Source organism: Microbacterium sp. Y355, from assembly GCF_059445345.1.
The window spans coordinates 38,467-62,851 of the sequence record NZ_JCAIUD010000002.1; the positions used below are offsets into that span (position 1 = coordinate 38,467).

24 protein-coding genes and 1 tRNA gene are annotated in these 24,385 nt (G+C 65.3%); 19 read left to right on the plus strand and 6 right to left on the minus strand.

The annotated features are described in order from the left end of the window. Positions 1-46: 46 nt before the first annotated feature. The 3 genes from AC1C2O_RS17190 to AC1C2O_RS17200 are packed head-to-tail and all read left to right on the plus strand — an operon-like array spanning position 47 to position 3,874. Complete coding sequence (locus tag AC1C2O_RS17190; RefSeq protein ID WP_495431794.1) at positions 47-2,305, plus strand: DNA polymerase III subunit gamma and tau; 2,259 nt, start codon at positions 47-49, stop codon at positions 2,303-2,305. Then, complete coding sequence (recR, locus tag AC1C2O_RS17195) at positions 2,305-2,898, plus strand: recombination mediator RecR (RefSeq protein WP_495431795.1); 594 nt, start codon at positions 2,305-2,307, stop codon at positions 2,896-2,898. Before AC1C2O_RS17190 ends, recR begins: the two co-directional genes overlap by 1 nt. A 40-nt stretch (positions 2,899-2,938) precedes the next feature. Next, on the plus strand, positions 2,939-3,874 hold the full coding sequence (locus tag AC1C2O_RS17200; protein WP_495431796.1) for a DMT family transporter: 936 nt from the start codon (positions 2,939-2,941) through the stop codon (positions 3,872-3,874). A 2-nt stretch (positions 3,875-3,876) separates the two neighbouring features. Here the strand turns inward: AC1C2O_RS17200 and AC1C2O_RS17205 are convergent, their stop codons facing one another. Further along, positions 3,877-4,353: a DUF2871 domain-containing protein gene (locus AC1C2O_RS17205; protein WP_495431797.1), complete on the minus strand. Its 477-nt coding sequence runs from the start codon at positions 4,351-4,353 to the stop codon at positions 3,877-3,879. A 95-nt stretch (positions 4,354-4,448) separates the two neighbouring features. Between AC1C2O_RS17205 and AC1C2O_RS17210 the strand changes: the two genes are divergently transcribed. The 9 genes from AC1C2O_RS17210 to AC1C2O_RS17250 all read left to right on the plus strand — a co-directional run bounded on the left by AC1C2O_RS17210 (position 4,449) and on the right by AC1C2O_RS17250 (position 13,719). Further along, positions 4,449-5,645, plus strand: a complete 1,197-nt coding sequence (locus AC1C2O_RS17210) for a sensor histidine kinase (RefSeq protein ID WP_495431798.1) — start codon at positions 4,449-4,451, stop codon at positions 5,643-5,645. After that, positions 5,642-6,259: a response regulator gene (locus AC1C2O_RS17215; protein WP_495431799.1), complete on the plus strand. Its 618-nt coding sequence runs from the start codon at positions 5,642-5,644 to the stop codon at positions 6,257-6,259. The genes AC1C2O_RS17210 and AC1C2O_RS17215 overlap by 4 nt, the downstream gene beginning before the upstream one ends. Positions 6,260-6,348: 89 nt before the next feature. Next, positions 6,349-7,635 (plus strand): aspartate kinase, encoded by a 1,287-nt coding sequence (locus AC1C2O_RS17220; protein ID WP_495431800.1) that lies wholly within the window; start codon positions 6,349-6,351, stop codon positions 7,633-7,635. 1 nt (position 7,636) lies between these two features. Beyond that, positions 7,637-8,089 carry a GNAT family N-acetyltransferase gene (locus AC1C2O_RS17225; RefSeq protein ID WP_495431801.1) on the plus strand — a complete coding sequence of 151 codons (453 nt, stop codon included), beginning with the start codon at positions 7,637-7,639 and terminating at the stop codon, positions 8,087-8,089. A gap of 143 nt (positions 8,090-8,232) precedes the next feature. Continuing rightward, positions 8,233-9,303 carry an aspartate-semialdehyde dehydrogenase gene (locus AC1C2O_RS17230; RefSeq protein WP_495431802.1) on the plus strand — a complete coding sequence of 357 codons (1,071 nt, stop codon included), beginning with the start codon at positions 8,233-8,235 and terminating at the stop codon, positions 9,301-9,303. 235 nt (positions 9,304-9,538) lie between these two features. Further along, positions 9,539-10,966 (plus strand): malate dehydrogenase (quinone), encoded by a 1,428-nt coding sequence (gene mqo, locus AC1C2O_RS17235; RefSeq protein ID WP_495432167.1) that lies wholly within the window; start codon positions 9,539-9,541, stop codon positions 10,964-10,966. Positions 10,967-10,975: 9 nt separating this feature from the next. Then, entirely contained in the window at positions 10,976-11,629 is a 654-nt protein-coding gene (locus AC1C2O_RS17240) for a thymidine kinase (RefSeq protein WP_495431803.1), read from the plus strand. Between the two features lie 85 nt (positions 11,630-11,714). Then, positions 11,715-12,422 carry a FadR/GntR family transcriptional regulator gene (locus tag AC1C2O_RS17245; RefSeq protein ID WP_495431804.1) on the plus strand — a complete coding sequence of 236 codons (708 nt, stop codon included), beginning with the start codon at positions 11,715-11,717 and terminating at the stop codon, positions 12,420-12,422. Positions 12,423-12,483: 61 nt separating this feature from the next. Beyond that, positions 12,484-13,719 (plus strand): alpha-hydroxy acid oxidase, encoded by a 1,236-nt coding sequence (locus tag AC1C2O_RS17250; RefSeq protein WP_495431805.1) that lies wholly within the window; start codon positions 12,484-12,486, stop codon positions 13,717-13,719. A 142-nt stretch (positions 13,720-13,861) separates the two neighbouring features. On the opposite strand, the gene AC1C2O_RS17255 is transcribed toward AC1C2O_RS17250, so the two are convergent. The 4 genes from AC1C2O_RS17255 to AC1C2O_RS17270 all read right to left on the minus strand — a co-directional run bounded on the left by AC1C2O_RS17255 (position 13,862) and on the right by AC1C2O_RS17270 (position 18,328). Further along, a complete protein-coding gene (locus AC1C2O_RS17255; RefSeq protein WP_495431806.1) occupies positions 13,862-14,617 on the minus strand; it encodes an HAD-IIB family hydrolase in 756 nt (251 codons plus the stop codon). A 56-nt stretch (positions 14,618-14,673) separates the two neighbouring features. Further along, a tRNA-Pro gene (locus AC1C2O_RS17260) sits at positions 14,674-14,750 on the minus strand. Between the two features lie 60 nt (positions 14,751-14,810). Then, entirely contained in the window at positions 14,811-15,761 is a 951-nt protein-coding gene (locus AC1C2O_RS17265; protein WP_495431807.1) for a metallophosphoesterase, read from the minus strand. Beyond that, positions 15,752-18,328 (minus strand): transglycosylase domain-containing protein, encoded by a 2,577-nt coding sequence (locus tag AC1C2O_RS17270; protein ID WP_495431808.1) that lies wholly within the window; start codon positions 18,326-18,328, stop codon positions 15,752-15,754. Before AC1C2O_RS17270 ends, AC1C2O_RS17265 begins: the two co-directional genes overlap by 10 nt. Before the next feature lie 80 nt (positions 18,329-18,408). Here AC1C2O_RS17270 and sp36 point away from each other — a divergent pair, with 80 nt between their 5' ends. After that, entirely contained in the window at positions 18,409-18,633 is a 225-nt protein-coding gene (gene sp36, locus AC1C2O_RS17275; protein WP_495431809.1) for a Sp36 family protein, read from the plus strand. Beyond that, the gene (locus AC1C2O_RS17280; RefSeq protein ID WP_495431810.1) at positions 18,630-19,088 is read left to right on the plus strand and encodes a RidA family protein; all 459 of its coding nucleotides are present in this window, start codon (positions 18,630-18,632) and stop codon (positions 19,086-19,088) included. The genes sp36 and AC1C2O_RS17280 overlap by 4 nt, the downstream gene beginning before the upstream one ends. Positions 19,089-19,169: 81 nt before the next feature. Here AC1C2O_RS17280 and acs read toward each other — a convergent pair whose 3' ends face one another. Continuing rightward, a complete protein-coding gene (acs, locus tag AC1C2O_RS17285; protein WP_495431811.1) occupies positions 19,170-21,137 on the minus strand; it encodes an acetate--CoA ligase in 1,968 nt (655 codons plus the stop codon). A 363-nt stretch (positions 21,138-21,500) separates the two neighbouring features. Between acs and AC1C2O_RS17290 the strand changes: the two genes are divergently transcribed. From AC1C2O_RS17290 to AC1C2O_RS17310, 5 genes are read left to right on the plus strand one after another with little or no spacing between them, the layout of a single operon-like run. Then, positions 21,501-22,505, plus strand: coding sequence for a TadA family conjugal transfer-associated ATPase (locus AC1C2O_RS17290; protein ID WP_495431812.1), 1,005 nt, complete (start codon positions 21,501-21,503; stop codon positions 22,503-22,505). Next, a complete protein-coding gene (locus AC1C2O_RS17295) occupies positions 22,499-23,398 on the plus strand; it encodes a type II secretion system F family protein (RefSeq protein ID WP_495431813.1) in 900 nt (299 codons plus the stop codon). Before AC1C2O_RS17290 ends, AC1C2O_RS17295 begins: the two co-directional genes overlap by 7 nt. 28 nt (positions 23,399-23,426) lie before the next feature. Continuing rightward, complete coding sequence (locus tag AC1C2O_RS17300; RefSeq protein ID WP_495431814.1) at positions 23,427-23,624, plus strand: DUF4244 domain-containing protein; 198 nt, start codon at positions 23,427-23,429, stop codon at positions 23,622-23,624. 2 nt (positions 23,625-23,626) lie between these two features. Then, a complete protein-coding gene (locus AC1C2O_RS17305) occupies positions 23,627-23,989 on the plus strand; it encodes a TadE family type IV pilus minor pilin (RefSeq protein WP_495431815.1) in 363 nt (120 codons plus the stop codon). Then, positions 23,989-24,318, plus strand: coding sequence for an Rv3654c family TadE-like protein (locus AC1C2O_RS17310; protein ID WP_495431816.1), 330 nt, complete (start codon positions 23,989-23,991; stop codon positions 24,316-24,318). The genes AC1C2O_RS17305 and AC1C2O_RS17310 overlap by 1 nt, the downstream gene beginning before the upstream one ends. Positions 24,319-24,385: the final 67 nt, after the last annotated feature.

Consider the following 24,385-nt stretch of genomic DNA (forward strand, 5'->3'; position numbering starts at 1 on the left):
GCCGATCGCTCACCTCGGTGTCGGCGGTACGCCGTAGGCTGGGGAAGTGACCACAGCCCTGTACCGCCGCTACCGCCCCGAGAACTTTGGCGAGATGATCGGGCAGTCGCAGGTGACTGATCCGCTCATGACCGCGTTGCGCAGCGATCGCGTCGGGCACGCCTATCTCTTCTCCGGTCCTCGCGGATGCGGAAAGACCACTTCAGCGCGCATTCTCGCCCGTTGCCTGAACTGCGCAGAGGGCCCCACTGACACCCCGTGCGGTACGTGCCCGAGTTGTGTAGAACTCTCCCGCGCCGGTGGCGGATCCCTCGACGTCGTCGAGATCGATGCGGCGAGCCACAACGGTGTCGACGATGCCCGTGACCTGCGTGAGCGGGCGACCTTCGCCCCCAGCCGTGATCGCTTCAAGATCTTCATACTCGATGAGGCCCACATGGTCACCCCGCAGGGCTTCAATGCACTGCTGAAACTCGTCGAAGAGCCGCCTGCGCACGTCAAGTTCATCTTCGCGACCACTGAGCCAGACAAGGTGCTCGGCACCATCCGCTCTCGTACGCACCACTATCCGTTCCGGCTGGTGCCTCCGGCGGCGATGCTCGAGTACGTCGAGAAACTCTGTGTCGAAGAGGGTGTCAAGGTCGCCCAGGGTGTGCTGCCACTCGTCGTTCGCGCCGGTGGCGGATCGCCCCGTGACACGCTCTCGCTGCTTGACCAGTTGATCGCCGGCTCTGACACCGACACCGTCGCATATGAACGTGCTGTGTCACTGCTCGGATATACGCACGGCGCACTGCTGGACGAGATCGTCGAGGCGCTCGCCGCTGGTGATGCCGCGGCCGCTTTCCCCGCAATCGATCGGGTTGTGCAGACCGGGCAAGACCCACGCCGATTCGTCGATGATCTGCTGGAGCGACTACGCGATCTCATTGTGATCGCCGCGGTCGGCGACGGCGCCTCGGCGGTGCTGCGCGGCCTGGCTGAAGATGAGCTGACTCGCATGCGCGCGCAGGCCACCGCATACGGCGCTGCGCGCCTCTCGCGCACGGCCGACGTCGTGAGCGCCGCTCTGGATGACATGGCGGGGGCCACATCTCCCCGTCTGCACCTGGAGCTCATGATCGCCCGCGTGCTGAGCGCGGCGGGGCAGGGCGTGGCGGTGGCTGCCGTCGCTGCCCAGGTGCCTGCCGCTGTTGCTGCGCCTGCGCCTGCCGCTCCTGTTGCGGCGCCTGCCGCGCCGGTTGCTGCGCCTGTCATAGCGGCGCCAGTCGCGCCGGCACCGGTCGTTTCTGCGCCTGCCGTAGAGGCCGTAGAGCCAGTCGTGGCGGCGCCCACTCCCGCCGAAGCTGAGCCTGTCGCGCCAGTCGTGCCGGTCGCTGAGCCTGTCGAAGCGCCCGCTGCACCCGAACCTGTCGAAGCGACCTCCGCGCCCGCCCGGTCCGGAATGGTCGATTTCGACCGCATCCGCTCGTCGTGGCCAGCCATTCTCACGCGCCTCGAGAACGTGAACCGCATGTCGTGGCTGCTAGTCACCACAGTGCAGCCGCTCGACTTCGACACCGCGTCTGAGGTGTTGACGATCGGCTTCGCCGGACAGCAGGACGTTGCGAAGTTCAAGGGCACGACGCCAGGTGATGGAGCATCCGATCACCTTCGCGATGCGATCGATCAGGAGCTCGGCGTACGTGTGAAGTACCGCCCCGCCCCGTTGCCGCCAGCGGCGTTATCCGAAGCGGCAGCGCCGGCCCCGGTGCGCACGGCTCCGAAGCCTGCTGCCAAGCCCGACACGCAGCAGGCAGCCCCGTCGACACCCGTCACCGAGTGGGCGGTTGCATCCATCCCTATTGCTGATCCCAGTGCCGCCGATGAACCCCAGCCGCAGTTCCCGGTCGATGAGGAGCCCGCCGAGGTAGAGTCCGCGGCATCCGCGCCGCTGCCCCCGAACGATGGCGCAATCGATCGCGATGAGCCGCCCCTGCCCGGCGATGACGAGGCGCCGTATCCCGACGACGAGCCGCCCTATGAGCCACCGATGCCGCCCGCGTCCGAGGTTCCCGCACCGCAGGCCGCCGCACCTCAGATCGCTACGCCTCAGGCAGCAGCACCTCAGACAGCTGCACCTCAGCCCGCACCATCGGTGCCGGCACCGACGGCGCAGCGCGCTGCGCCTGCCACCCCGCCCGCGGCCAATGCATTCCAGCCGACCAACGGAGTGCAGCGCTACGGTGAGGCGGTCATCCGCCAGGTGCTCGGCGCGACGTTCGTGCGCGAAGAGCCCTACGAGCCTCCGACGAAGTTCGCCTGATGTACGAAGGCATCGTTCAGGAACTCATCGATGAATTCGGGCGTCTTCCCGGAATCGGGCCGAAGTCCGCGCAGCGCATCACGTTCCACATCCTGCAGACGCCATCGTTCGATGTCGCCCGGCTTGCGGAACTGCTCGCCGACGTCCGTGCCAGGGTGCGTTTCTGTGAGATCTGCGGCAACGTATCAGAGCAGGATCGCTGTGCGATCTGCCGTGATCCGCGCCGCAACCCGGCGCTGATCTGCGTTGTCGAAGACGCGAAAGACGTGTCAGCAATCGAACGCACACGCGAGTTCCGTGGCCTCTACCACGTGCTCGGCGGAGCGATCAGCCCCATCGCAGGTGTTGGACCAGATGACCTGCGCATCACTCAGTTGATGACGCGACTCGCTGACAGCACCGTGCAGGAGGTCATCCTCGCGACGAACCCCAACCTCGAGGGCGAGGCAACGGCGAGTTATCTGAGCAGGCTTCTCACCACGATGCAGATCACCGTTTCACGTCTGGCATCCGGGCTGCCCGTCGGCGGCGATCTCGAGTATGCCGACGAGGTCACGCTGGGTCGCGCGTTCGAGGGTCGGCGCACGCTGTGAGCGCCGTCGCCATCCGCCACAATGACGTGGCTGTGGCCGAGTGAACACCCACGGCGGTTTCACCCGCAAGGGATGGCTGCTGTTCGGTGCGATGGCTGTGCTGTGGGGCATCCCATACCTGTTTATTAGCATCGCCGTGGAGTCTTACTCCCCACCGGCAATCGTCGCCGGTCGCGCGATCATCGGCGCCCTGGTGCTGCTGCCGTTCGCGATCCGCAGCGGAGCACTCAAGGCGGCGCTGCGCCACTGGCGGTGGGTGCTGGCATTTGCTGCGGTGGAGATCGCCGGGCCCTTCGTGCTGCTCGGCCACGCCGAGATGACGCTGCCATCCGGACTCACAGGACTCCTTGTCGCCACGGTGCCGCTGTTCGCCGTGATCATCGCACTCCTCAGCGGTGATCGTGGTGTGTTGAAGCCCGCACGGGCGATCGGTCTGGTGATCGGATTCGTCGGTGTCCTCGTTGTGGTGGCCGGGCCGGGACTCGCCAGTGGCAACCTCGTTGCGGTTGCCGAGGTGCTGCTGGTCGCAGTGCTCTACGCGACAGCGCCGTTCATCGTGGCGAAGAAGTTGGGTGGCGTTCCGTCGCTCGGCGTCATCACCCTCGCGCTCATCGCCAACGGCATCTTCTATCTGCCGATCGCGCTTGCCACCCAGCACAAGGTGCCGACTGTGCCTGCCACGGTTGCGCTCGTGGTTCTGGCAATCGTGTGCACAGCCGTGGCGTTCCTGGCATTCTTTGCACTCATCCGCGAAGTGGGGCCAGTGCGTGCGCCTCTGTTCACCTACGTCAACCCGGTCGTCGCGATCGTCCTGGGCGCGATCGTGCTCTCCGAGCCGCTCACACCTGGTCTGCTGATCGGATTCCCACTCATCATCATCGGATGCTGGTTCGCGGGCACCGGCGGACGGCTGCGCCCCCGCCCGAAGAGCGACATCGTTTCGGATGCCACGGCTTTGGACGGGCCGCAACCCTGAGTTCACTGCTGTACGGAAGCGGGCTGTCGACGAATCGCTGCGCGCAGGCTGAGCAGCAGCAGAACGAAGCCAGCGCCGACGAGCATGTGCCCGAGCCCGGCGATGCCGGCGATCATCTTGGATGATTCCAGGCCCTGCACCTGCAGCATCCCGTGCCAGATCAGCATCGCACCCGTCAGCACGACACCGGCGTTGTAGATCCAGAAGAACCAACGAAACAGCTTGCTCGACGACAGCGCGAATGACTTCTCCAGCGCGAGCACGATCAGCAGCACGATCATCCCCAGCGTGAGGATGTGCGTGTGCGCGAGTCCCAGTTGTCCCATCAAGCCCTCTGGATACTCGTTGGCCTTGGTGAACTCACGGTAGAAGAGGCCGGCGGCCAGCCCCAACACTGTGTATGCGGTGACGGCACGCAGGAGGAGAAGCTGGGCGGGACGCGAAGCGATGCGCGGGGCGGGAACGATTTCAACAGTCATGATTCCAGCGTGCGCGGCCATCGCGCGTGCGGGATCCATCGAAAGATCGAGATCCAGACGGCGCATCCTGAGACCGAACGAGGCAGAATCAGATCATGTCTGCTCCGTCCGTCACTGACCCCGCTCGGCGGCGGATGCTCTCCTCAGCGCGCTTCGCGCTGCATCTGATCACGGTGCTGCTGGCCGTGGTGACAGCGTTCCGAGCGGTCACCGTCGGCGTGCCACTGTTGCCCGCCATGCTCTCAGCGGGTGCTTTCCTGGCCTGGTATGGGGCAGGGGTGAGCTTCACCCGCGGTCGCTTTGCGGGCTGGTGGCTGTGCGGACTCAGCATCCTGTGGCTGGCGATGCTCGTCGTCTCGGCCGAGTTCGTGTGGCTGGCGTTCCCGCTGCTGCTGCTCGCCGGGCATGTGCTGCGCACCTTGCCGTCGGTGCTTTTCGCGCTGCCGGTGCTGGTCGCGGCGATCATCGCGCCGATCCTGCACCAGGTGTCGATTTCGTTCGCGCATATTGCAGGGCCTCTGCTGGGCGGCGGCTTCGCCCTGGCGATATCCCTTGGCTATGACGCCCTCGTGCGGGATGCCGTCGAACGTGATCGTCTCATCGCCTCGCTGGTGCGCACGCAGGAGGAGATGTCGTCGCTTCAGGAAGACCTCGCACGAACCCAGCGTGAGGCGGGCGCCATACACGAGCGCACCCGCCTCGCGCGAGATCTGCATGACACGATCGCTCAGGAACTCAGCTCGATGGTGCTGCTTGCGCGCGGCGGTGACAGCGAGCGGATGCCGCAGATCGAGTCGCTCGCGCAGCATTCGCTCATTGATCTTCGTCGCATTGTCGCGGCGCTCGCACCGGCCGAGTTGGAGGGCTCGGCGCTCGCGGCCGCCCTCGCGCGGATGTTGGACACACTGCACGCGGACACTGGTATCGACACCGCGCTGCGGGCCGACCATGCGTTGCCGACGTTGCCGACGCCGATCGAGGTCGTCTTCCTGCGGGTTGCACAGTCGGCGCTTGCGAACGTGCGCCAGCACGCGCAGGCGCATGCCGTCGAGGTCGGCCTGGAGATGGTGGGTGCGGCGGCGCGGCTGACAGTGACTGACGACGGCGTCGGCTTCCGGCCCGACGCTTCGACCACGCCTTCGACTTCGACGTCATACGGCCTCTCGGCGATGCGCTCGCGGCTGCGCGAATACGGTGGAGAACTCACAGTGCGCTCGTCGCCGGGAGAGGGCACCGTTCTCGTCGCCGAAGTGCCGGTGCGCGCTGCTTCCTCGGAGGAGAGCCCCGCATGAGCACACGAGTCATGCTGATCGATGATCATCCCGTCGTTCGTGCGGGATTGCGCGCGATCATCGAGGCCCGCGGATTTACCGTAGTGGGGGAGGCCTCGACAGGCGAAGAAGCTCTCGAGATGGCATCCGTCCTGAAACCAGATGTCGTGCTGTGCGACCTCCGTCTCGGTGAGGGGATCGACGGCGTCCAGACGACCGCCGCGCTGCGCAGGCTGCCGGATGCTCCGGCTGTGCTGATCCTGACGACGTTCGATCATGATGCGCAGATCATTCGCGCGATCGAAGCGGGCGCCGCCGGTTATCTACTGAAGGACGTCGACAACGACACGATCGTCCGTTCGATCATCGACGCTGCCGCAGGCGCGATGGTTCTCACGCCGGGAGGCGATGAGCGACTCATCGCGGCTCTGCGGTCACCGCGGGTCGAACTCACCGACCGCGAACGTGAGGTTCTGCTGCTGGTGGATGCAGGTGCGGCGAACAAAGAGATCGCCGCACGGCTGTTCATCTCTGAATCCACGGTCAAGACGCATGTCGTGCATCTGCTGGAGAAACTCGGCGCCACCAGCCGCTCTGCCGCCACCAGCGAGGCGCGTCGACTCGGACTTCTCTGACCAGCGCCGTGTCACATGCGCTCGGCGGCATACGCGTCGAAAGTACAATGGCCGGTGGGCGGATCTGCCCGACATCCCTGGGAGTGAACGTGGCCCTCATTGTGCAGAAGTACGGCGGCTCGTCCGTCGCCGACGCTGAGAGCATCAAGCGCGTTGCCAAGCGCATCGTCGACACCCGACGAGCAGGGCACGACGTCGTCGTCGCCGTGAGCGCGATGGGCGATACGACCGATGAGCTGCTTGAACTCGCGAACGAGGTCGCACCGATCCCCGCACCGCGTGAACTTGACATGCTGCTCTCCAGCGGGGAGCGCATCTCGATGGCGCTGCTCGCCATGGCGATCCACTCCATGGGCTTCGAGGCCCGCTCGTTCACCGGCAGTCAGGCCGGCATGATCACGGACGATCATCACGGCTCGGCGCGCATCGTCGATGTCACACCGGTTCGCCTGCGCGAAGCGCTCGACGAGGGCGCGATCGTCATCGTCGCCGGATTCCAGGGTTTCAACCGCGACACCCGCGACATCACCACACTCGGTCGTGGCGGCTCCGACACGACTGCTGTCGCACTGGCCTCAGCGCTGAGTGCCGACGTGTGCGAGATCTACAGCGACGTCGACGGCATCTACACCGCTGACCCGCGAATCATCCCCCGGGCGCAGAAGCTCGACCATGTCTCCAGTGAAGAAATGCTTGAGCTGGCTGCAAACGGTGCCAAGGTGCTCTACATCCGCGCCGTCGAGTTCGCCCGCCGTCACGGCGTGCTCATCCACGCACGATCGTCCTTCTCATCAAGCGAAGGCACATACGTTTTGGGCGAGGGCATGAAGAACCCCCGCGAAGCTGAGGGAGAAGTCATGGAAGAACCGATCGTCGCAGGCGTGGCCACCGATATGGGTCAGGCGAAGATCACCGTCGTCGGCGTGCCTGACGTTCCGGGCAAGGCTGCCGAGATCTTCAAGATTGTCGCGAAGTCCGGTGCCAACGTCGACATGATCGTGCAGAACGTGTCCGGGGCATCCACCGGCCGAGCCGACATCTCGTTCACCCTGCCGAAGGCCGATGCCTCGACGGCGCTGAAAGCGCTGGCCGCTGAGCAGTCCGAAGTCGGGTTCGACGGCCTCATCCACGATGACCAGATCGGCAAGCTCTCGGTCGTCGGTGCCGGCATGCGCGTGCACTCCGGTGTCTCGGCGACGCTTTTCGAGGCGCTGTCGACCGCGGGTATCAACATCGAGATGATCTCGACCTCTGAGATCCGCATCTCCGTGGTGCTGCGCGACACCGACCTCGCCGATGCATCCCGCATCGTTCACACCGCGTACGGGCTCGACGGCGACGCCGAGGCTGTCGTACACGCCGGCACTGGGCGCTGAGATGACCATCCTCATCCGGCCGGTCGAGCAGTCCGACCGGCAAGGATGGGAACGGCTGTTCCACGGATACCGGGACTTCTACGCGCTCGAGCACGACGATGCGGTGATCGATACCGTCTGGCGATGGCTGAACGACGAGAGCCATGAGCTGAATGCGCTCATCGCGGTGCAGGACGGCATGCCGATCGGACTCGCGCACTGGCGGCGCTTCGCCCGTCCGTCCCGGGGCGGCACGGCGATCTTCCTGGACGACCTGTTCACGACGACCGATGCCCGAGGCCTTGGCGTCGGATCGGCGCTGATCGCACGCCTTCAGGAAATCGCCGCAGAAGAGGGCCTCCTCGAAGTGCGCTGGATCACCTCGGAATCGAACACCGATGCGCAGCGACTCTATGAGCGTGTCGCCCAGCGATCGCCCTTCCTCACGTACATCGCACCGGTCGCCGGAGACTGACCGCCACTGGGCCGGTCGCTCCCTGAGTCTGCCGAAGGGTAGACTCACCAGAACCCTGACATCGGCGCCAGGCGCGGCATCCGCACCCCGACGCCGTGCCTTGCGCTTCGTTTGCAATACTGCACGTCGCCAAGGAGACTCTCATGACCCGCATCTCTGACTCAGGACACTCCGTCGCCATCGTCGGCGCCACCGGTCAGGTGGGCACTGTCATGCGCGAGATTCTCAGTGAGCGAGCGTTCCCGATTCGTGAGCTGCGCCTGTTCTCCTCGGCTCGCTCGGCGGGGAAGACCATCGAGTACGCGGGCGTCGACGTCATCGTTGAGGACGTCGAGACCGCAGACCCAGCGGGCATTGAGATCGCGCTGTTCTCCGCCGGCGCCACCGCCAGCCGCGCCTACGCTGACCGTTTCGCCGCAGCCGGTGCCGTCGTCATCGACAACTCCAGCGCCTGGCGCAATGACCCCGAAGTGCCGCTCGTGGTCAGCGAGGTGAACCCGCACGCGATCGACGACCGCCCTCGGGGCATCATCGCGAACCCGAACTGCACGACCATGGCGATTATGCCGGTGCTCAAGCCCCTCGCCGAGGCCGCTGGTCTCGAGCGTCTCATCGTCAGCACCTACCAGGCGGTGTCGGGCTCCGGCCTCTCTGGTGCGCAGGAACTGCTCGGCCAGGTCGAGAGCGTGCTCGCTCAGGGTGACACGCTGCGCCTCGTGCACGACGGCTCCGCAATCGACTTCCCTGCGCCGAACAACTACGTCGCACCCATCGCTTTCGACGTCATCCCGCTCGCCGGCTCTATCGTCGATGACGGACTGAACGAGACCGACGAGGAGAAGAAGCTCCGCAACGAAAGCCGCAAGATTCTCGAGCTGCCCGGCCTGCTGGTCGCGGGCACGTGCGTGCGCGTTCCGGTCTTCACCGGCCACTCTCTATCGATCCACGCGGAGTTCGCGGACGACATCACCCCCGACCGTGCCCGCGAGATCCTGGCATCCGCTCCCGGTGTGGTTCTCGAAGAGGTGCCGACCCCGCTGCACGCGGCAGGCAAGGACCCGAGCTTCGTCGGCCGCATCCGTGCCGACCAGTCTGCGCCGGAGAACAAGGGTCTCGTGCTGTTCGTCAGCAACGACAACCTTCGCAAGGGCGCCGCGCTCAACGCGGTGCAGATCGCCGAGATCGTCGCCGCGCGCCTCACCGTCGCCGTCTAACCCGCGTCTCGGCCGGACGGTGGTATCGAGTCGCCGGCACACTTGCAGGGCGGATGCACGGACGTCTGCCCATCCGACGGCGTTTCGCCCTGCATTCGTTCGATCGCCCTGCATCTGTGCAGGGTAGACGGGGCCCTAGGACGGCGTGCGCCGGATGGTTCGCGGCGTACCGGCCGCGAACTAGACTGGTCTGGTGACTGAATCCGTTGACGTTGTCCTCATCGGTGGCGGCATCATGAGTGCCACACTGGGTGCCCTGCTGCACGAGCTGCAGCCGGACTGGAAGATCGTCGCCTTCGAGCGACTGTCCGACGTGGCCCAGGAAAGCTCGAACCCGTGGAACAACGCGGGCACCGGCCACGCCGCCCTCTGCGAGCTGAACTACATGCCGCAGACCGGTGGACCGCTCGACCCCGCCAAGGCGGTCTCGATCAACGAGCAGTTCCAGCAGAGCCGGCAGTTCTGGTCGTCACTGATCGACAAGGGCGTGCTCGACGCGCCATCGACCTTCATCAACGCCACTCCGCACATGACGTTCGTCAACGGCGAGAAGGATGTCGCGTACCTCAAGGAACGCTACGAGGTGCTCAAGAAGCAGCCGCTGTTCGATGGCATCGAATACAGCGAAGACTCCCGCGTGATCAACAAATGGGCACCGCTGCTCATGCAGAAGCGTCGCAAGGGCGAGCCCTTCGCCGCCACGCGTGTGCCGGCCGGCACCGACGTCGACTTCGGCGCTCTCACGCACCAGCTCTTCGATCACCTCAAAGGCAACGGCGTCGAGCTGCGCACCAACCACGAGGTGCGCAGGCTCAAGAAGCAGAAGGACGGCAGTTGGGACATCAAGTTCCGCAACAGCCTCGGCCACACACCTGGTCAGATCAACGCGAAGTTCGTCTTCGTCGGTGCGGGCGGTTGGGCACTGAAGATGCTGCAGCGCTCCGGCATCCCTGAGATCAAGGGTTACGGAGTCTTCCCGATCGGCGGCCAGTTCCTGAAGACCTCGAACCCGGCAGTCGTCTCGCAGCACAAGGCGAAGGTCTATTCGCAGGCATCCGTCGGTGCGCCGCCCATGTCGGTGCCGCACCTCGACACGCGTGTCGTCGACGGCGAGGCGTCACTGCTGTTCGGTCCGTTCGCGACCTTCAGCCCGAAGTTCCTCAAGAACGGCTCGATACTCGACCTGGTCACCCAGGTGCGCCCGCACAACCTGTGGCCGATGCTGCGGGTCGCATTCGCGAACCCCGACCTCATCACCTATCTCGTCGGCGAACTGATGAAGAACCACCGCAAGAAGGTCGACAGTCTTCGCACGTTCATGCCCACCGCGAAGGACGAGGACTGGACGCTCATCGACGCCGGTCAGCGTGCGCAGGTCATGAAGAAGGATGCCAAGAAGGGCGGCGTGCTGCAGTTCGGCACCGAGGTCGTCTCGGCCGCTGACGGTTCGATTGCCGGACTTCTTGGCGCATCGCCTGGCGCATCGACGGCCGTGCCGATCATGCTGACCCTGCTGAAGGACTGCTTCCCGGAGCAGTACTCGGGCTGGGAGCCTGCGCTGCGCGAGCTCATCCCGACGTACGGCCAGAAGCTGAACGAAGATGCCGAACTGGCCGAGAAGTCCATGGCTGCGACAGCAGCCACCCTCAACATCTCGAAGTGACACGGCACCGTGGCGAAGCTCTACTTCCGCTACGGGGCGATGAACTCCGGCAAGTCGACGTCGCTGCTGCAGGCCGCATACAACTATGAGGAACGTGGGCAGCACGTTCTGCTCGCGAAGCCTGCGATCGACACCAAGGGTGCAAGCCAGGTGGAGAGCCGCCTCGGCATGACCCGTGAGGTCGACTTTCTGATCCCTCCGAACGGGGACGCGCGTGCGCTGTTCCAGTCCAGGCGTGAGCGGATGCAGTGGCACAACGACGCAGGGCTCATCCCCGCCGAGCCGATCGATGTCGCATGCCTGCTGGTGGATGAGGCCCAGTTCCTCACCGCAGAGCAGGTCGATGATCTGTTCCGGATCGCGGTCGATGACGGCATCCCAGTGATCGCCTACGGCATCCGCAACGACTTCCTCACCCACGCATTCCCCGGGTCTGCCCGCCTGCTCGCTATCGCGCACTCGCTGGAAGAGCTGAAGACGATCTGCCGCTGCGGACGCAAGGCCGTGTTCAACGGCCGCGTGATCAACGGCAGCTTCGTGTTCGACGGTGATCAGGTCGCGATCGATGAGGGTGCGACCGGGGGAGCGCCCACCGATGTCGTCACCTACGAGTCGCTGTGCGGGCACTGCTACCTGGAAGAATCCGGCGGACGCCTGGGCTGAGGGCCCGATTCACAACCTCGGGAGAGGGAAGTTTTGCGTGGTCTGACCACACGCGCTACTCTGTGGTCAGACCACAGGAGGAGCAATGGCGGAGCGAGCATGGCGGCTCGTGCTCGAGCACATCGAGCGCGACCTTCTCGACGGCAGGCTCGGACCAGGCGACCGGCTGCCTTCCGAGCGCGATCTGGCAGCTGATCTCGGCGTCGGACGTTCCAGCGTCCGTGAGGCGCTGCGCGTGCTCGAGGTCATGGGGCTCATCCGCACCGCGACCGGCTCAGGCCCGCAGTCGGGCGCGATTGTGATCGCCACCCCCTCCGGTGGCATGTCCGCCCTGCTGCGCCTGCAGGTGGCCGCACAGGGTTTCCCGCTGGCGGATGTCGTGGGGACGCGGCTCGTGCTGGAGGATGCTGTGGCGGCAGCCCTCGCCGCGGACACTGCCCGCGACACGACTGAAGCGCACCGTGTCCTTGATGCGATGGATGCCAGCACGCTGACGCCCGGCGAGTTTCTCGCCCTGGATGCCCAGCTGCACCTGTCTCTGGCCGAGGCATCTGGAAACTCTGTGATCGCGGCCATGATGGCGGGACTGCGCACAGCAATCGAGTCGTATGTGCAGGCCGGTTCCGAGGCGATCGCCGACTGGGAGTCGATGGCAGACACGCTCCGCGCCGAGCACCGCGAGATCGTCGCTGCGATCGACGCAGGCGAGGCGGATCATGCTCGCGCGCTGGTCCGCGCACATATCACCGGCTACTACACCGCAGCGGGCTTGACTCGCATCACAGAACTCTGAATCTGAATCTGAATCCCGAATCTGAATCCTGAATCTGAACCCCGAATCTGAGAGGAGCATCATGGTCAAGCGCCAGCTGCCCAACCCGGTCGAGATCCTCGACCTGATGAAGTTCAAGAAGCCCGAATTCGACGGCAAGAAGCGCCGCCTCGAGGGCGCGCTCACCATCAACGACCTGCGCACGATCGCGAAGCGCCGCACGCCGAAGGCGGCGTTCGACTACACCGACGGAGCCGCCGAGGGGGAGCTGTCGCTCACGCGCGCACGTCAGGCGTTCGAGGATGTCGAGTTCCACCCCGGCGTTCTGCGCCCGGCGCCGGATGTCGACACCAGCGTCGACATCCTCGGGGGACCCAGTGCACTGCCGTTCGGCATCGCCCCGACCGGCTTCACGCGTCTGATGCAGACCGAGGGTGAGGAAGCAGGAGCGGGGGCTGCCGCCGCGGCAGGCATCCCGTTCACTCTTTCCACGCTCGGCACGACCTCGATCGAGTCAGTGAAGGCCGCGAATCCGAACGGGCGCAACTGGTTCCAGCTGTATGTCATGCGCGACCGTGAGATTTCATACGAGCTCACCCGGCGCGCCGCCACCGCTGGCTTCGACACGCTGCAGTTCACTGTCGACACCCCGGTCGCCGGAGCCCGCCTGCGCGACAAACGCAACGGATTCAGCATCCCGCCGCAGCTCACCCTCGGCACGATCATCAACGCGATTCCGCGCCCGTGGTGGTGGTATGACTTCCTCACCACCCCGAAGCTCGAGTTCGCTTCGCTCAGCACCACCGGCGGCACCGTCGGCGAACTGTTGGATGCCGCGATGGACCCGACGATCAGCTACGACGATCTTGAGGTCATTCGGGGCCTGTGGCCAGGCAAGCTCGTCATCAAGGGCGTGCAGAACGTCGAGGATGCGGTGCGGTTGCGCGACGCGGGAGTCGATGGCGTCGTGCTGTCGAATCACGGCGGACGCCAGCTCGACCGTGCGCCCATCCCGTTCCACTTGCTTCCGACGGTGCGCAAGGCCGTCGGCGATGACTTCACGGTCATGGTCGACACCGGCATCATGAACGGCGCAGACATCGTGGCAGCCGTCGCGCTCGGCGCAGATTTCACACTGATCGGTCGGGCATACCTCTACGGCCTGATGGCCGGTGGCAGGCAGGGAGTCGATCGCACGATCACGATCCTGCGCACGGAGATCGAACGCACCATGCGTCTGCTGGGCGTCGCCTCACTCGCCGAGTTGGAGCCCGGCCACGTGACGCAGCTGCAGCGCCTGATGCCCGTCGCGCGCTGACTGAGCCAGTGGTGGGTGTCACAGACGTGGCGGGTGTCTTGACGCGGCACCCGCCATTTCTGAGACGCGCGCTTCGACCGTGTCTCACAAGCTGCGGGTTGGATGCCGCCATACCCGCACGTTCTGTGACACGGGCGCCGGTCTACAGCGTTGGAATCAGCTCGTCGAGCTTGTCGGCGGTGTCCTGCCAGCCCTCAACTGCGATCGAGCGGACGCCCATCGCGAGCACCGGGTAGTCATTGCCGCCCTCGTCGAGGCGGTCGCCGTAGAACAGCATGTCGCCCAGCGGAATCTCGGTGTGCTCGGTGAGCGACTTCATGCCATAGGCCTTGTCGATGCCGGCACGGGTGATATCGATGGAGGTCGAACCGCCCGCGCGCACCTCGAGGTCGGGGAGACGTGCAGCGACGGTGTCGCGCAGCGAGAGGCGCTTCTGGCCGGAAGGATCCCAGGCATGCTTCGCGTCTCCTGGCGCCTGCTGGCCGAGCGCGGAGAAGGTGATCTGCGAGCCCCGATCTTCGAGGATGTCGCCCCACGGGTTCTCTTCCCACAGGCCCAGCCGCTCGGCCTCTTCGCGAAGCGCCTGCAGTGCCGAGGACTTCTCCTCTTCGGAGAGGTCGTGGGCGTACACAGTGGTGAACTCGGTGCCGTCGTGGCGCAGGTAACGGGTGCCGCATGTCGGCAGCAAGTGCAGGCGGCCGAGCTCGGCATCAGTCGCGTTGCCCAGCTGATTGATGACCTGCGCACGGAACTGCTGCTCGTTACCGCCGGAGATGATCGCGACCTCGACACGGGCAAGCAAGGCGCGTAGCTGTGCAGCGATGCGCGGGTCGATCGCGCTCTTCGACGCAGCGAGCGTGTCGTCGAGGTCGAAGGCAACGAGCCGAGGCGTGGTCATGAATTCTCCAGGTGATATGGGGAAGGCCGCCCCGTAGGACGGCCTTCCTGCAACTGTGGTCGGGGTGACAGGATTTGAACCTGCGGCCTCTTCGTCCCGAACGAAGCGCGCTACCAAGCTGCGCCACACCCCGTTGCAACCGTTTGAGTCTACAGGGAAAATCTCCGCGCACCGAATCGAGCGCAGGTCCCTGCTAGGCGGGCGTGTCCTGTGCTGTCAGCGTGAGCAGGGTCGCTTCTGGGCGGCACGCGAAGCGCACTGGCGCATAGATCGAGTGGCCGCAGCCGGCGCTGACGTTCAAGGGGATGCTGCGCGCGCCGTGCGTCCAGGTGCTCAATCCCTTGGCCTGCTTAAGAGGAATATCGCAGTTCGCAACGAGCGTTCCGTAGCCGGGCAAGCAGACCTGGCCGCCGTGTGTATGTCCGCCGAAGATCGCCTGGGCGCCGTTGTCGACGAAAGTATTCAGTACCCGCTGATACGGAGCGTGAGTGACGCCGAGCAGGGGAGTCGTGGCATCCCGCGCCCCGAGCGAGGCGATTGTCGCCGGCACCGAGTCGAGGTCATCCCAATCGCGATGGGCGTCGTCGACGCCGAACAGATCGACGGTGTTCCCAGCGACTTCGATGCGCGCGGCGGCATTGTTCAGCCCTGCCCAGCCGAGCTCATCGGTGAAGTATGCGTCCAGCGCTGCGGTGTCGAGCATCTCTGGGGCGCGGTGCCGCTTCGATGGGCCAGAGAAGTACAGCAGCGGGTTGCGCGGAGAAGGACCTTGCACGTCGTTGGAGCCGTGCACGAAGACGCCGGGGACGCCGGCGAAAGCATCGAAGGCGTTCCGGATGCCTTGCAAACCGTCGCGATGGCCAAGATTGTCGCCGGTGTTGACCACCAGATCCGGCTCAAGCTCGGCGAGTGATGACAGCCAGTTCTGCTTGCGGTGCTGCCACGGCGCCATGTGAGCATCGGACACGTGCAGGACGCGCAGGGGTTGCGCGCCGGGTGGCAGGGCCGCGACGGATGCCTCCCGCACCGTGAACAGGTAGCGCTCGATGCCGATGCCCCACACGGCGCAGGCCGCACCCACAGCCCCCACCGCGCCGAGCGCGATGAGGGCAGGGTGTGCAGAGCGCGAAGCTGCTACTCGCACTTGATCGTTACGGTGGTGGACTTGGTTGCAGGAGTGCCAGCCGAGGGACTCGTGCTCTCCACTTCAGCGTCCTTCTTTGAACACGACCCATGTGGCGAGACGTTCGAGAATCCGGCGGCATTAAGAGTGTTGATCGCGTCCTGGATCGATTCTCCGGATACATCGGGCATGGTCGTGCCCTGTCCGTTGCTCGGCGAGAGCGTGACAGTGGTGCCTCCAGGAGCCTGGCCTGCGCCCGGATCCTGTTCGGCCACAAGACCCTCGGCGATATCGCTGTCGATCGGAGTGCCCACAGCAACGCCGAATCCAGCGCCCTCCAGCGTGCGGGTCGCATCTTCGATGGTCTGTCCGACGACGTTCGGTAGATCGGTGAGTACCCGGCGGGTGAGGTTGCTGTCCGGCTGCGGGAAGTTGTCGCCACCGCCGAGTAGCTGGTCAGCGGCGTATTGCATATCTTGGGCGATGCCGTAACGGATGTTCTGCAGCTGGGTGCCGTTGTAGGACTGGCGCCAGATGTCGGCATCGCCCTTCCAACGGCCGACGAAAACGGCGGTGGTGGCTTTCGTGCTCGACTCGATCATCATCGTCGAGTAGTTGTTGTGCGAGCCGGTCTTGCCGATCAGCGGCGTGCCGTCGCCTGGGTTGGCTGCCGAGCCGGTGCCACCGCTGGTCATCACACCTTGCAGCGCGTAGGCAGCAGTGGCGGCGACCTCTCGGGTGAGGACCGGCGTGCACTTCGATTCGGGAACCGGCATCTCGGCGCCCGCCTGGTCGATGACCTTGTCGATGGCCTTCGGCGTGCAGTAGATGCCGCCGTTGGCGACAGTTGCGTAAGCGCCGGCCATCGCGAGTGGGGCGATGTACTTGTCACCCAGGACGTTGAAGGGCACGTTATCACCTTGTTGGGTGGTGGACGCGACGCTGCCGCCATTGCCGAGGGTGACACCCATGCGTTCTGCGACCTTGTTGATATCGCAGATGTCGAGCTTCGCCGCCATGGCGAAGTAGCCTGAGTTGAGCGAGTTCCTCGTGAACGTCATGGGAGTACCGGTGTAGCCGCCGTTGCCACCGAAGTTGCCGACGTCCTTCGTGTCGAACGTGTAGGTCGCATCCATGCACTTGGCCGGCATCTTCAGGGTCTGATTGCGCCCGTTGATCGACTCGTTGACCGAGTGGCCCTTCTCGAGCCAGTCGATGAGGGTGAATAGCTTGTAGGACGACCCAACGGGGAAGCCGTTGGATCCGCCGTGAGCCCTATCCGAGGCGAAGACGAGCCCCGAGTACGCCTGATCGCCAGTGTCCACTTCCTGGAATATCGTGTTCTGCGTCATCGACAGAATGCGGCCGTTGCTCGGCTCGATCGTGACGCCAGCGGCGCCGAAGTACTGATTGTCCAGGTTCGGGGGAACGCGCGACTGCATTGCGTCGCGTGCCGGTTCCTGTATACGCATGTCGAGCGTCGTATAGATCTCCAGGCCGTCGCGCTGCAGAGCCTTGGTGCGCTCCTGAATGGTTTCTCCGAAGGCGGGATCGCTTAGCACGATCGTCCTCACGTACTGGCAGAAGTACGCATTAGCTTCTGCAGCTGCGCAGCCCTGTACTGGGTTTTTGATCGCCGGCACGATCGCCGCCGCGTCCGCCGCGTCGTACTGTTCCTGCGTGATCTTGCCCTGGGTGACCATCATCCCTAGCACATAGTGACGGCGATCCTTCGCGAGCGCGTAGCCGTCGGCCTCACTGTTCACGGCGTTGCCATCCACGGTGTCAGAGCCGTCGATTTTATCGATCCGGTAGGAGTTCGGGTTCTGCACCATGCCTGCAAGGGTCGCGGCCTGCTCGACGGTGAGGTTAGCTGCGGTCGTGCTGAAGTAATAGTTGGCCGCAGCTTCGATGCCGTAGACCGTGCCACCGAAGCTGGCGATGTTCAAGTACCCGAGCAGAATCTCGTTCTTCGAGTAGTCCTTCTCAATCTGGATCGCATAACGCATCTCTTGCAGCTTGCGCTCGATGCCGTCGCTGCCGTCCGCGGTCGCCGCATCAGTCCAGCACTGCGCGATCTTCTCGTAGTATTCGTCTACGCCGGGCAGTACGCCCTGCTCGCACTGCTGGATCAGAACGTTCTTGACGTACTGCTGCGTGATGGTCGAGGCACCGCGCGAGGATGTGCCGCTGACGTTCTCGACGAGGGCCTTCGCCGTGGCGCCGATGTTGATGCCACCGTGCTCGTAGAAGTCCTTGTCCTCGCTGGAGAGAACCGCGTCGAACATGACCGGTGCGATCTGATCGAAACTAACCTGGGTGCGGTTCTGGTCGAAGAAGCTCGCCAGCGCCATGGGATTGCCGTCGAGACCCGTGGCGTAGATGGTGCTCGGCTCCATTGGAGCGTCAGGCTTGAGGTAAGACGGCAGCTTGTCGAACAGGTCGAGAGCTTGGGATCCGGCGGCACCGGCGACGGCCAGAGCGGGCGTCACTGTTGCGGTCACCAGGACACCGGCGACCACGCTGAGCCCGACGAGACCGAGAAGGCCGCCGAGCACGCCTTTCGCCGTGCGATTCTTCTGAGGCATACGCTAGATCGTAGGGGAGTTCCCTGAATACCGCCTTTGACGCTCGGCTGAGCCGACCGTCGCTGATGTGCAGGAGTGCCATGACTACGTGGGAGTACTTGACTACACCGCTGCTGATTCACAACACCGCAGCAATTCTCAACAACTGGGGCAAGCATGGCTGGGAGCTCGTGCAGGTCATCACAGGCCCCGAAGGCGGCCTGGTGGCCTACTTCAAGCGCCCCGTCGCAGGTGACGACTCGAACAGTGCCGGTCTCGCAGCCGCAGAGCAGGCAGCGCGCAAGTTCGAAGGCGGCACCGCATGAGCATCGCTGCGCGACTGAACGAACTCGGCATCGAGCTGCCAGCGGTCGCAGCGCCCGTGGCCGCGTACGTGCCCGCGGTGGTGCACTCTGGCCTCGTTTACACATCCGGTCAGCTGCCGTTCACTGCCGGAGCGTTGCCCGCGACCGGCAAAGTGGGTGCTGAGGTCACGGCCGAGGATGCCAAGGCCTATGCCCGCACGTGCGCCCTGAATGCGGTGGCTGCTGCTGCCGCTGCAGCCGGTGGTGTGGACAAGCTCGGTGGCGTTCTGCGCGTCGGTGGCTTCGTGGCATCCGATCCGACGTTCGCCGGCCAGCCTGGCGTCATCAACGGCGCGAGCGAAGTTCTCGGCGAGATCTTCGGCGAGGCCGGCGTGCACGCCCGCGCCGCCGTCGGCGTCGCTGTGCTGCCGCTGGACAGCCCGGTTGAGGTTGAGGTCACTTTCATCCTCGCCTGACCGTATTCACCGAGACCGCAAAACCACGCCGAAACTAACTCGAAAACGAGTAGTCTCGGCGTGGTTTTGCAGTCTCGCGGGCTATTTCACCTGCGCCGAGATGATGCTCATCACCGCGGTGTCGGCAAGCGTCGTGGTGTCGCCGACCTCGCGGCCTTCCGCGACATCGCGCAGCAGGCGCCGCATGATCTTTCCGGAGCGAGTCTTGGGCAGCTCGCCCACGATGTAGACGTCGCGGGGGCGAGCGATCGCACCGATCTGCTCGCCGACCCACTGGCGCAGCTGCGTCGCGAGCCCTCCCGCATCGTGCGCCGACAGGTAGCTCTCTTTGATGATCACGAACGCGACGACGGCCTGCCCAGTGGTCTCATCGGATGCTCCGACCACGGCGGCTTCGGCTGTCGCCTCATGCGCGACCAGAGAAGACTCGATCTCGGCGGTGGACAGGCGGTGTCCGGAGACGTTCATCACGTCATCCACGCGTCCGAGCAGCCATACGTCGCCGTCCTCATCGAGGCGCGCGCCGTCACCAGCGAAGTAATACCCCTGGTCTTCGAACTTCTCCCAGTAGGTCTCCTTGTAGCGCTCAGGGTCGCCCCAGATGCCGCGCAGCATCGCGGGCCACGGCTCGGTGATCACCAGCAGACCACCGTTGCCGTTGCCGACCTCGGCGCCGGACTCGTCGACGACGTCGAGTGAGATTCCTGGAATCGGCACCTGCGCGGAGCCAGGCTTGGTCGAGGTCACACCGGGCAGTGCCGACACCATGATCGCGCCGGTCTCGGTCTGCCACCAGGTGTCGACGATCGGGGCCTTGTTCGCCCCGATGACCTCGCGGTACCACATCCATGCCTCAGGGTTGATCGGTTCACCCACCGAACCGAGCAGGCGAATCGAGGAAAGGTCGAACCCTGCAGGAATGCTGCGCCCGGTCTTCATGAAAGAGCGGATCGCGGTCGGCGCGGTGTAGAAGATCGATACCTTGTACTTCTCGATGATCTCCCACCAGCGTCCGGGATGCGGAGCATCCGGGGTGCCTTCGTAGAGCACCTGGGTGGCGCCGTTGGCCAGCGGACCGTACGCGACGTAGCTGTGGCCGGTGATCCAGCCGATGTCTGCCGTGCACCAGAACACGTCGGTTTCGGGGTTCAGATCGAAGACGTTCTTGTGCGTGTATGCCGCCTGAGTGAGGTAGCCCCCAGAGGTATGCAGGATTCCCTTGGGCTTGCCCGTCGTGCCGGAGGTGTAAAGGATGAACAGCGGATTCTCGGCAGGAAATGCTTGCGCTTCGTGCTCTGCGGATGCCGCAGGGACGGCTTCGTGCCACCAGTGATCGCGGCCCTCGACCCAGTCGACCTCGTTCTCGCCGCGCCTGACAACCAGCACATGCTCGACGGTCTGCTGCTCACCATCGCCACGGTCGCTGAGCGACTGATCGACGGCGGGCTTGAGGGCTGAGACGCGACCCTTGCGGTAGCCACCGTCGGCGGTGATGACGACCTTCGCGCCGGCATCGTCGATGCGCGAGCGGAGGCTGTCTGCGCTGAAGCCGCCGAATACGACGGAGTGGATCGCGCCGAGGCGGGCGACCGCGAGCATCGACGCGACGGCCTCGGGGATCATCGGCAGGTAGATGGCGACACGGTCGCCGGCGCCGACGCCGTAGCCGGCGAGCACGTTGGCCACACGCTTGACCTCATCGGTGAGTTCGGCGTAGGTGATGCGGCGGGAGTCTCCTGGTTCGCCTTCCCACAGCAGAGCTGTGCGGTCACCATTGCCAGCTTCGACGTGACGGTCGAGACAGTTATAGGCGACGTTGAGCTCGCCGTCGTCGAACCACTTTGCGAACGGCGGCGTCGACCAGTCCAACACGCGAGTGAAGGGCTTGTGCCAGTGCAGCAGTTCTGCGGCCTGCTCGCCCCAGAATGCTTCGCGGTCAGCGGCGGCACGCTCATACAGTTCGGGCTTTGCGATGGCGGTGGCGGCGAACTCGTCCGAGGGCGGGAACTGCCGGGTCTCGTCGAGGAGGTGATCGATCTGGCTGCTCATGGCGTTGCGCTCCTTTGCGGCGGGACGAGGTCGCGCAGAAAACGCGACCGTGACACGGTGAATCTAGTCTGCGCCCGATTCGGCCAGTACTGCCGAAAGTGAGTAGTGCGAGGGTTTTGCGAGGGAGGTCGTCGTGCGTACACTCGACGACAGCCGAATTTTAATTCTGGCCTCGGCGTGTGTGCTTCCTTCAGGGAAGCGGCGCGCCTGTGGCGGCATCTCATTCCCCCCGTGAGGTGTCGCCCTTTCCTTTCGTGGGACGATTTCGCAGTTGTTCTGCACTTCCAGGCGGATGCCGCGAGTTGCCCACAGCGCGTGGGTTCTGCGCCTCCACGGGGGAGCCTGGCCGCATAGCTTCAGGGGATGCCACAGCCGTTTATCATCCAGCCGCGTGACGCTGCGCGCGCGGCCCCAGGCTTCCAGGCGCTCCCTGCCGATCTGGATGCCGCATTCGGGCCGCTCGCTGAGCACTGCGCCGACCCGCGGGTGACCGACGTCTTCATCAACGGCACCGACGGTCTGTTCATCGATCGGGGCGATGGGGTCGAGCGGGTGGCGGCGTGGGCGGCCTCAGAGCGAGAGGTGCGCGACCTTGCCGTGGCCATGATCGGCGCAGGTGGGCGACATCTGGATGATCAGTCTCCGTGTGTTGATGTGCGCCTTGCCTCAGGCATCCGCGTGCATGCGGTGCTCTCGCCGGTGTCGACGTCCGGCACCGCGGTGTCAGTGCGAATCCCGCGCGTGGGCGTGGCCGACCTGGATGCGCTCGCCGCGCTTGGCGCATTCGATGCCCGTCAACGCGCCTGGCTCGAACAGCTCGTCATGGACCGAGCGAACATCCTTCTCACCGGTGGCACCGGCACAGGCAAGACGACGCTGCTGGCCGCTCTATTACACGCGGTACCTCCATCGGAGCGCATCGTCACCATCGAGGACGTCGCAGAGCTCCGCCCCGCGCATCCGCATCACGTCGCGCTCGAAGCCCGACAGGCGAACCTCGAGGGCGCGGGGTCGATCACGCTCGCTCGCCTCGTCAGGGAGTCGCTGCGGATGCGGCCAGACCGACTCATCGTCGGTGAATGTCGCGGCGAGGAGGTGCGCGAGCTGCTGTCGGCGCTGAACACCGGTCACGACGGCGGTGCCGGCACGTTGCACGCCAGTGGAATCGCTGATGTGCCTGCCCGGCTTGAAGCGCTCGGTGCGCTCGCCGGGATGGATGCCACAGCTCTGGCGCGTCAGGCGGTGAGCGCATTCACGATCGTGGTGCATCTTGCTCGCGGCACAGACGGCGTGCGCCGGATTGCGCAGGCAGGGCGGTTTCTGCTGCGAGCCGACCGCCTCGATATTGAAGAGGTGCAGCCGTGGTGAAAGTGCATGCTCGCAAGAGCGTTGATTCCGGCGCCGAAGCTGCCGCAGTGTCGGTGCGCACCCTCGCCGTGCTCCTGCAGGCGGGAGCCGTGCCGCTGACCGCTTGGCGACATCTCGCCGATTCAGGAGACGTGCACGCCGAGCGAGTGGTCGAACGTTGCGACGACGGCGTGCCCCTCGTCGCTGCGATCGAAGTGGAGGACGGCGCCTGGCGCGACGTCGCCGCGGCATGGGAGGTCGCGACGACTGTCGGTGCGCCGCTGGCCGAGGTGCTGCGATCGTTGGCCGAGACGATGCAGGATGCCGCGTCTGCCTCCGATGACGTGCGCATCGCGCTCGCCGAGCCTGCCGGTACGGCCCGCCTGCTGATGTGGATGCCTCTGGCAGGACTCCTGCTCGGATTCGCGCTGGGGTTCGACACCTTGGGCGTACTCATCGGTAACCCGATCGGGACAGCCTGCCTTGTCGCGGGCCTGGCGCTGGTCTTCTGCGCGCGAGCGTGGACGCACCGGTTACTGCGGCGCGCGCAGCCGGACCCTGGCACACCGGGAATGCATGCCGAGTTGGTCGCCGTCGCGCTCTCTGGAGGCGCATCCATAGAACGCTCACTGCGCCTTGTTGAAGACAGTCCCGCTCGTGACCAGCTGAGCGGCGCGCGCACCAAAGGCGTGCTGCAGCTCTCGCGGGCGGCCGGGGTGCCAGCGGGCGAGCTCCTGCGCGCATCCGCAGCCCAGGAGCGTCACGATGCGCGCATCCGCGGGCGTCTGCGAGCCGCAAAGCTCTCCTCTCAGCTGCTCATCCCGCTCGGCGTCTGCACACTGCCCGCTTTCCTGCTGCTGGGCGTCGCGCCGATGATCCTCTCCGTGATCTCATCCACCCCGCTGCCGATTTGACGACAGCGCCAATGAAAGAAGGAACACCATGAACACCATTCCCACCCTCACCAGACGGCGCGCCGCCTCGCTCTTCACAGACGAGTCGGGTGCCGCGACCGCGGAGTATGCGATTACGACGATGGCCGCCGTTGCCTTTGCTGGGCTACTGGTCGTCATCATGCGCTCGAGTGAGGTGCGCGGCATCCTCACCGATCTCGTGCGCCGGGCATTGACCGTGTCCTAACGATGCGACTCAAGACGTCCGTGCGTGCGACGAAGACAGACGAGCACGGATCTGTCGCCGCAGAACTCGCGCTCGCGCTCCCCGCGGTGGTGCTTGCACTGCTGCTGGGAGCGGGCGCGCTGGGCGCTGCGGCGCGGCAGGTCTCGCTCCAGGACGCCGTCGCTGACGCTGCGCGGCTCCTCGGCCGCGGCGAAGACACCGCAACCGCGTATGCGGTGGTGGTGGCATCCGTCAGCGGTGCGCAGGTGTCCAGCGAGCAGCGCGGCGATCTTTCGTGCGTGAGTGCACGGCTCGACGTCACGATCGGGAGGGTCATTCAGATTCCCCTGACGGCGTCGAGCTGTGCGCTCAGCGGAGGACTCTGATGGCCGGATCGGCACTTGCGGCCGGTGTGCTGGCCGTTGCGGCGTCGCTCTCGCTGGGGCTGGCAGCCGTCGGCGGCGCGGCGGTCACCGCGCAACGAGCGGCTGGGGCAGCGGATGCTGCGGCGCTGGCCGCAGCAGACGCCGTATCCGGGGCAATCATCACTGATGAGGATCCCTGCGCGCTCGCCGCGCGAGTGGCCGCGGCATCCGATGCGACCCTCACCTCGTGCACAATCGATGGGTCAGTGGCGACCGTTCAGGTTCAGGCGGCGTACTCTGGTCTAGCTGCCGTCTCCCGAGCCCGCGCTGGGCCCCCCGAGGGATTCTGACGGCATTGATCCGGGCTTCACCTACGGCTTCGCTGTGAACGCACCATGCAAGTGGTGTGTATGGTGT

Bases quoted from the DNA above. Each gene is read 5' to 3' on its own strand.
- recR (WP_495431795.1), top strand. From the start codon at position 2,305: ATGTACGAAGGCATCGTTCAGGAACTCATCGATGAATTCGGGCGTCTT.
- AC1C2O_RS17205 (WP_495431797.1), bottom strand. From the start codon at position 4,353: ATGACTGTTGAAATCGTTCCCGCCCCGCGCATCGCTTCGCGTCCCGCC.
- AC1C2O_RS17210 (WP_495431798.1), top strand. From the start codon at position 4,449: ATGTCTGCTCCGTCCGTCACTGACCCCGCTCGGCGGCGGATGCTCTCC.
- AC1C2O_RS17215 (WP_495431799.1), top strand. From the start codon at position 5,642: ATGAGCACACGAGTCATGCTGATCGATGATCATCCCGTCGTTCGTGCG.
- AC1C2O_RS17225 (WP_495431801.1), top strand. From the start codon at position 7,637: ATGACCATCCTCATCCGGCCGGTCGAGCAGTCCGACCGGCAAGGATGG.
- AC1C2O_RS17230 (WP_495431802.1), top strand. From the start codon at position 8,233: ATGACCCGCATCTCTGACTCAGGACACTCCGTCGCCATCGTCGGCGCC.
- mqo (WP_495432167.1), top strand. From the start codon at position 9,539: ATGAGTGCCACACTGGGTGCCCTGCTGCACGAGCTGCAGCCGGACTGG.
- AC1C2O_RS17245 (WP_495431804.1), top strand. From the start codon at position 11,715: ATGGCGGAGCGAGCATGGCGGCTCGTGCTCGAGCACATCGAGCGCGAC.
- AC1C2O_RS17250 (WP_495431805.1), top strand. From the start codon at position 12,484: ATGGTCAAGCGCCAGCTGCCCAACCCGGTCGAGATCCTCGACCTGATG.
- AC1C2O_RS17255 (WP_495431806.1), bottom strand. From the start codon at position 14,617: ATGACCACGCCTCGGCTCGTTGCCTTCGACCTCGACGACACGCTCGCT.
- AC1C2O_RS17270 (WP_495431808.1), bottom strand. From the start codon at position 18,328: ATGCCTCAGAAGAATCGCACGGCGAAAGGCGTGCTCGGCGGCCTTCTC.
- sp36 (WP_495431809.1), top strand. From the start codon at position 18,409: ATGACTACGTGGGAGTACTTGACTACACCGCTGCTGATTCACAACACC.
- AC1C2O_RS17280 (WP_495431810.1), top strand. From the start codon at position 18,630: ATGAGCATCGCTGCGCGACTGAACGAACTCGGCATCGAGCTGCCAGCG.
- acs (WP_495431811.1), bottom strand. From the start codon at position 21,137: ATGAGCAGCCAGATCGATCACCTCCTCGACGAGACCCGGCAGTTCCCG.
- AC1C2O_RS17290 (WP_495431812.1), top strand. From the start codon at position 21,501: ATGCCACAGCCGTTTATCATCCAGCCGCGTGACGCTGCGCGCGCGGCC.
- AC1C2O_RS17300 (WP_495431814.1), top strand. From the start codon at position 23,427: ATGAACACCATTCCCACCCTCACCAGACGGCGCGCCGCCTCGCTCTTC.
- AC1C2O_RS17305 (WP_495431815.1), top strand. From the start codon at position 23,627: ATGCGACTCAAGACGTCCGTGCGTGCGACGAAGACAGACGAGCACGGA.
- AC1C2O_RS17310 (WP_495431816.1), top strand. From the start codon at position 23,989: ATGGCCGGATCGGCACTTGCGGCCGGTGTGCTGGCCGTTGCGGCGTCG.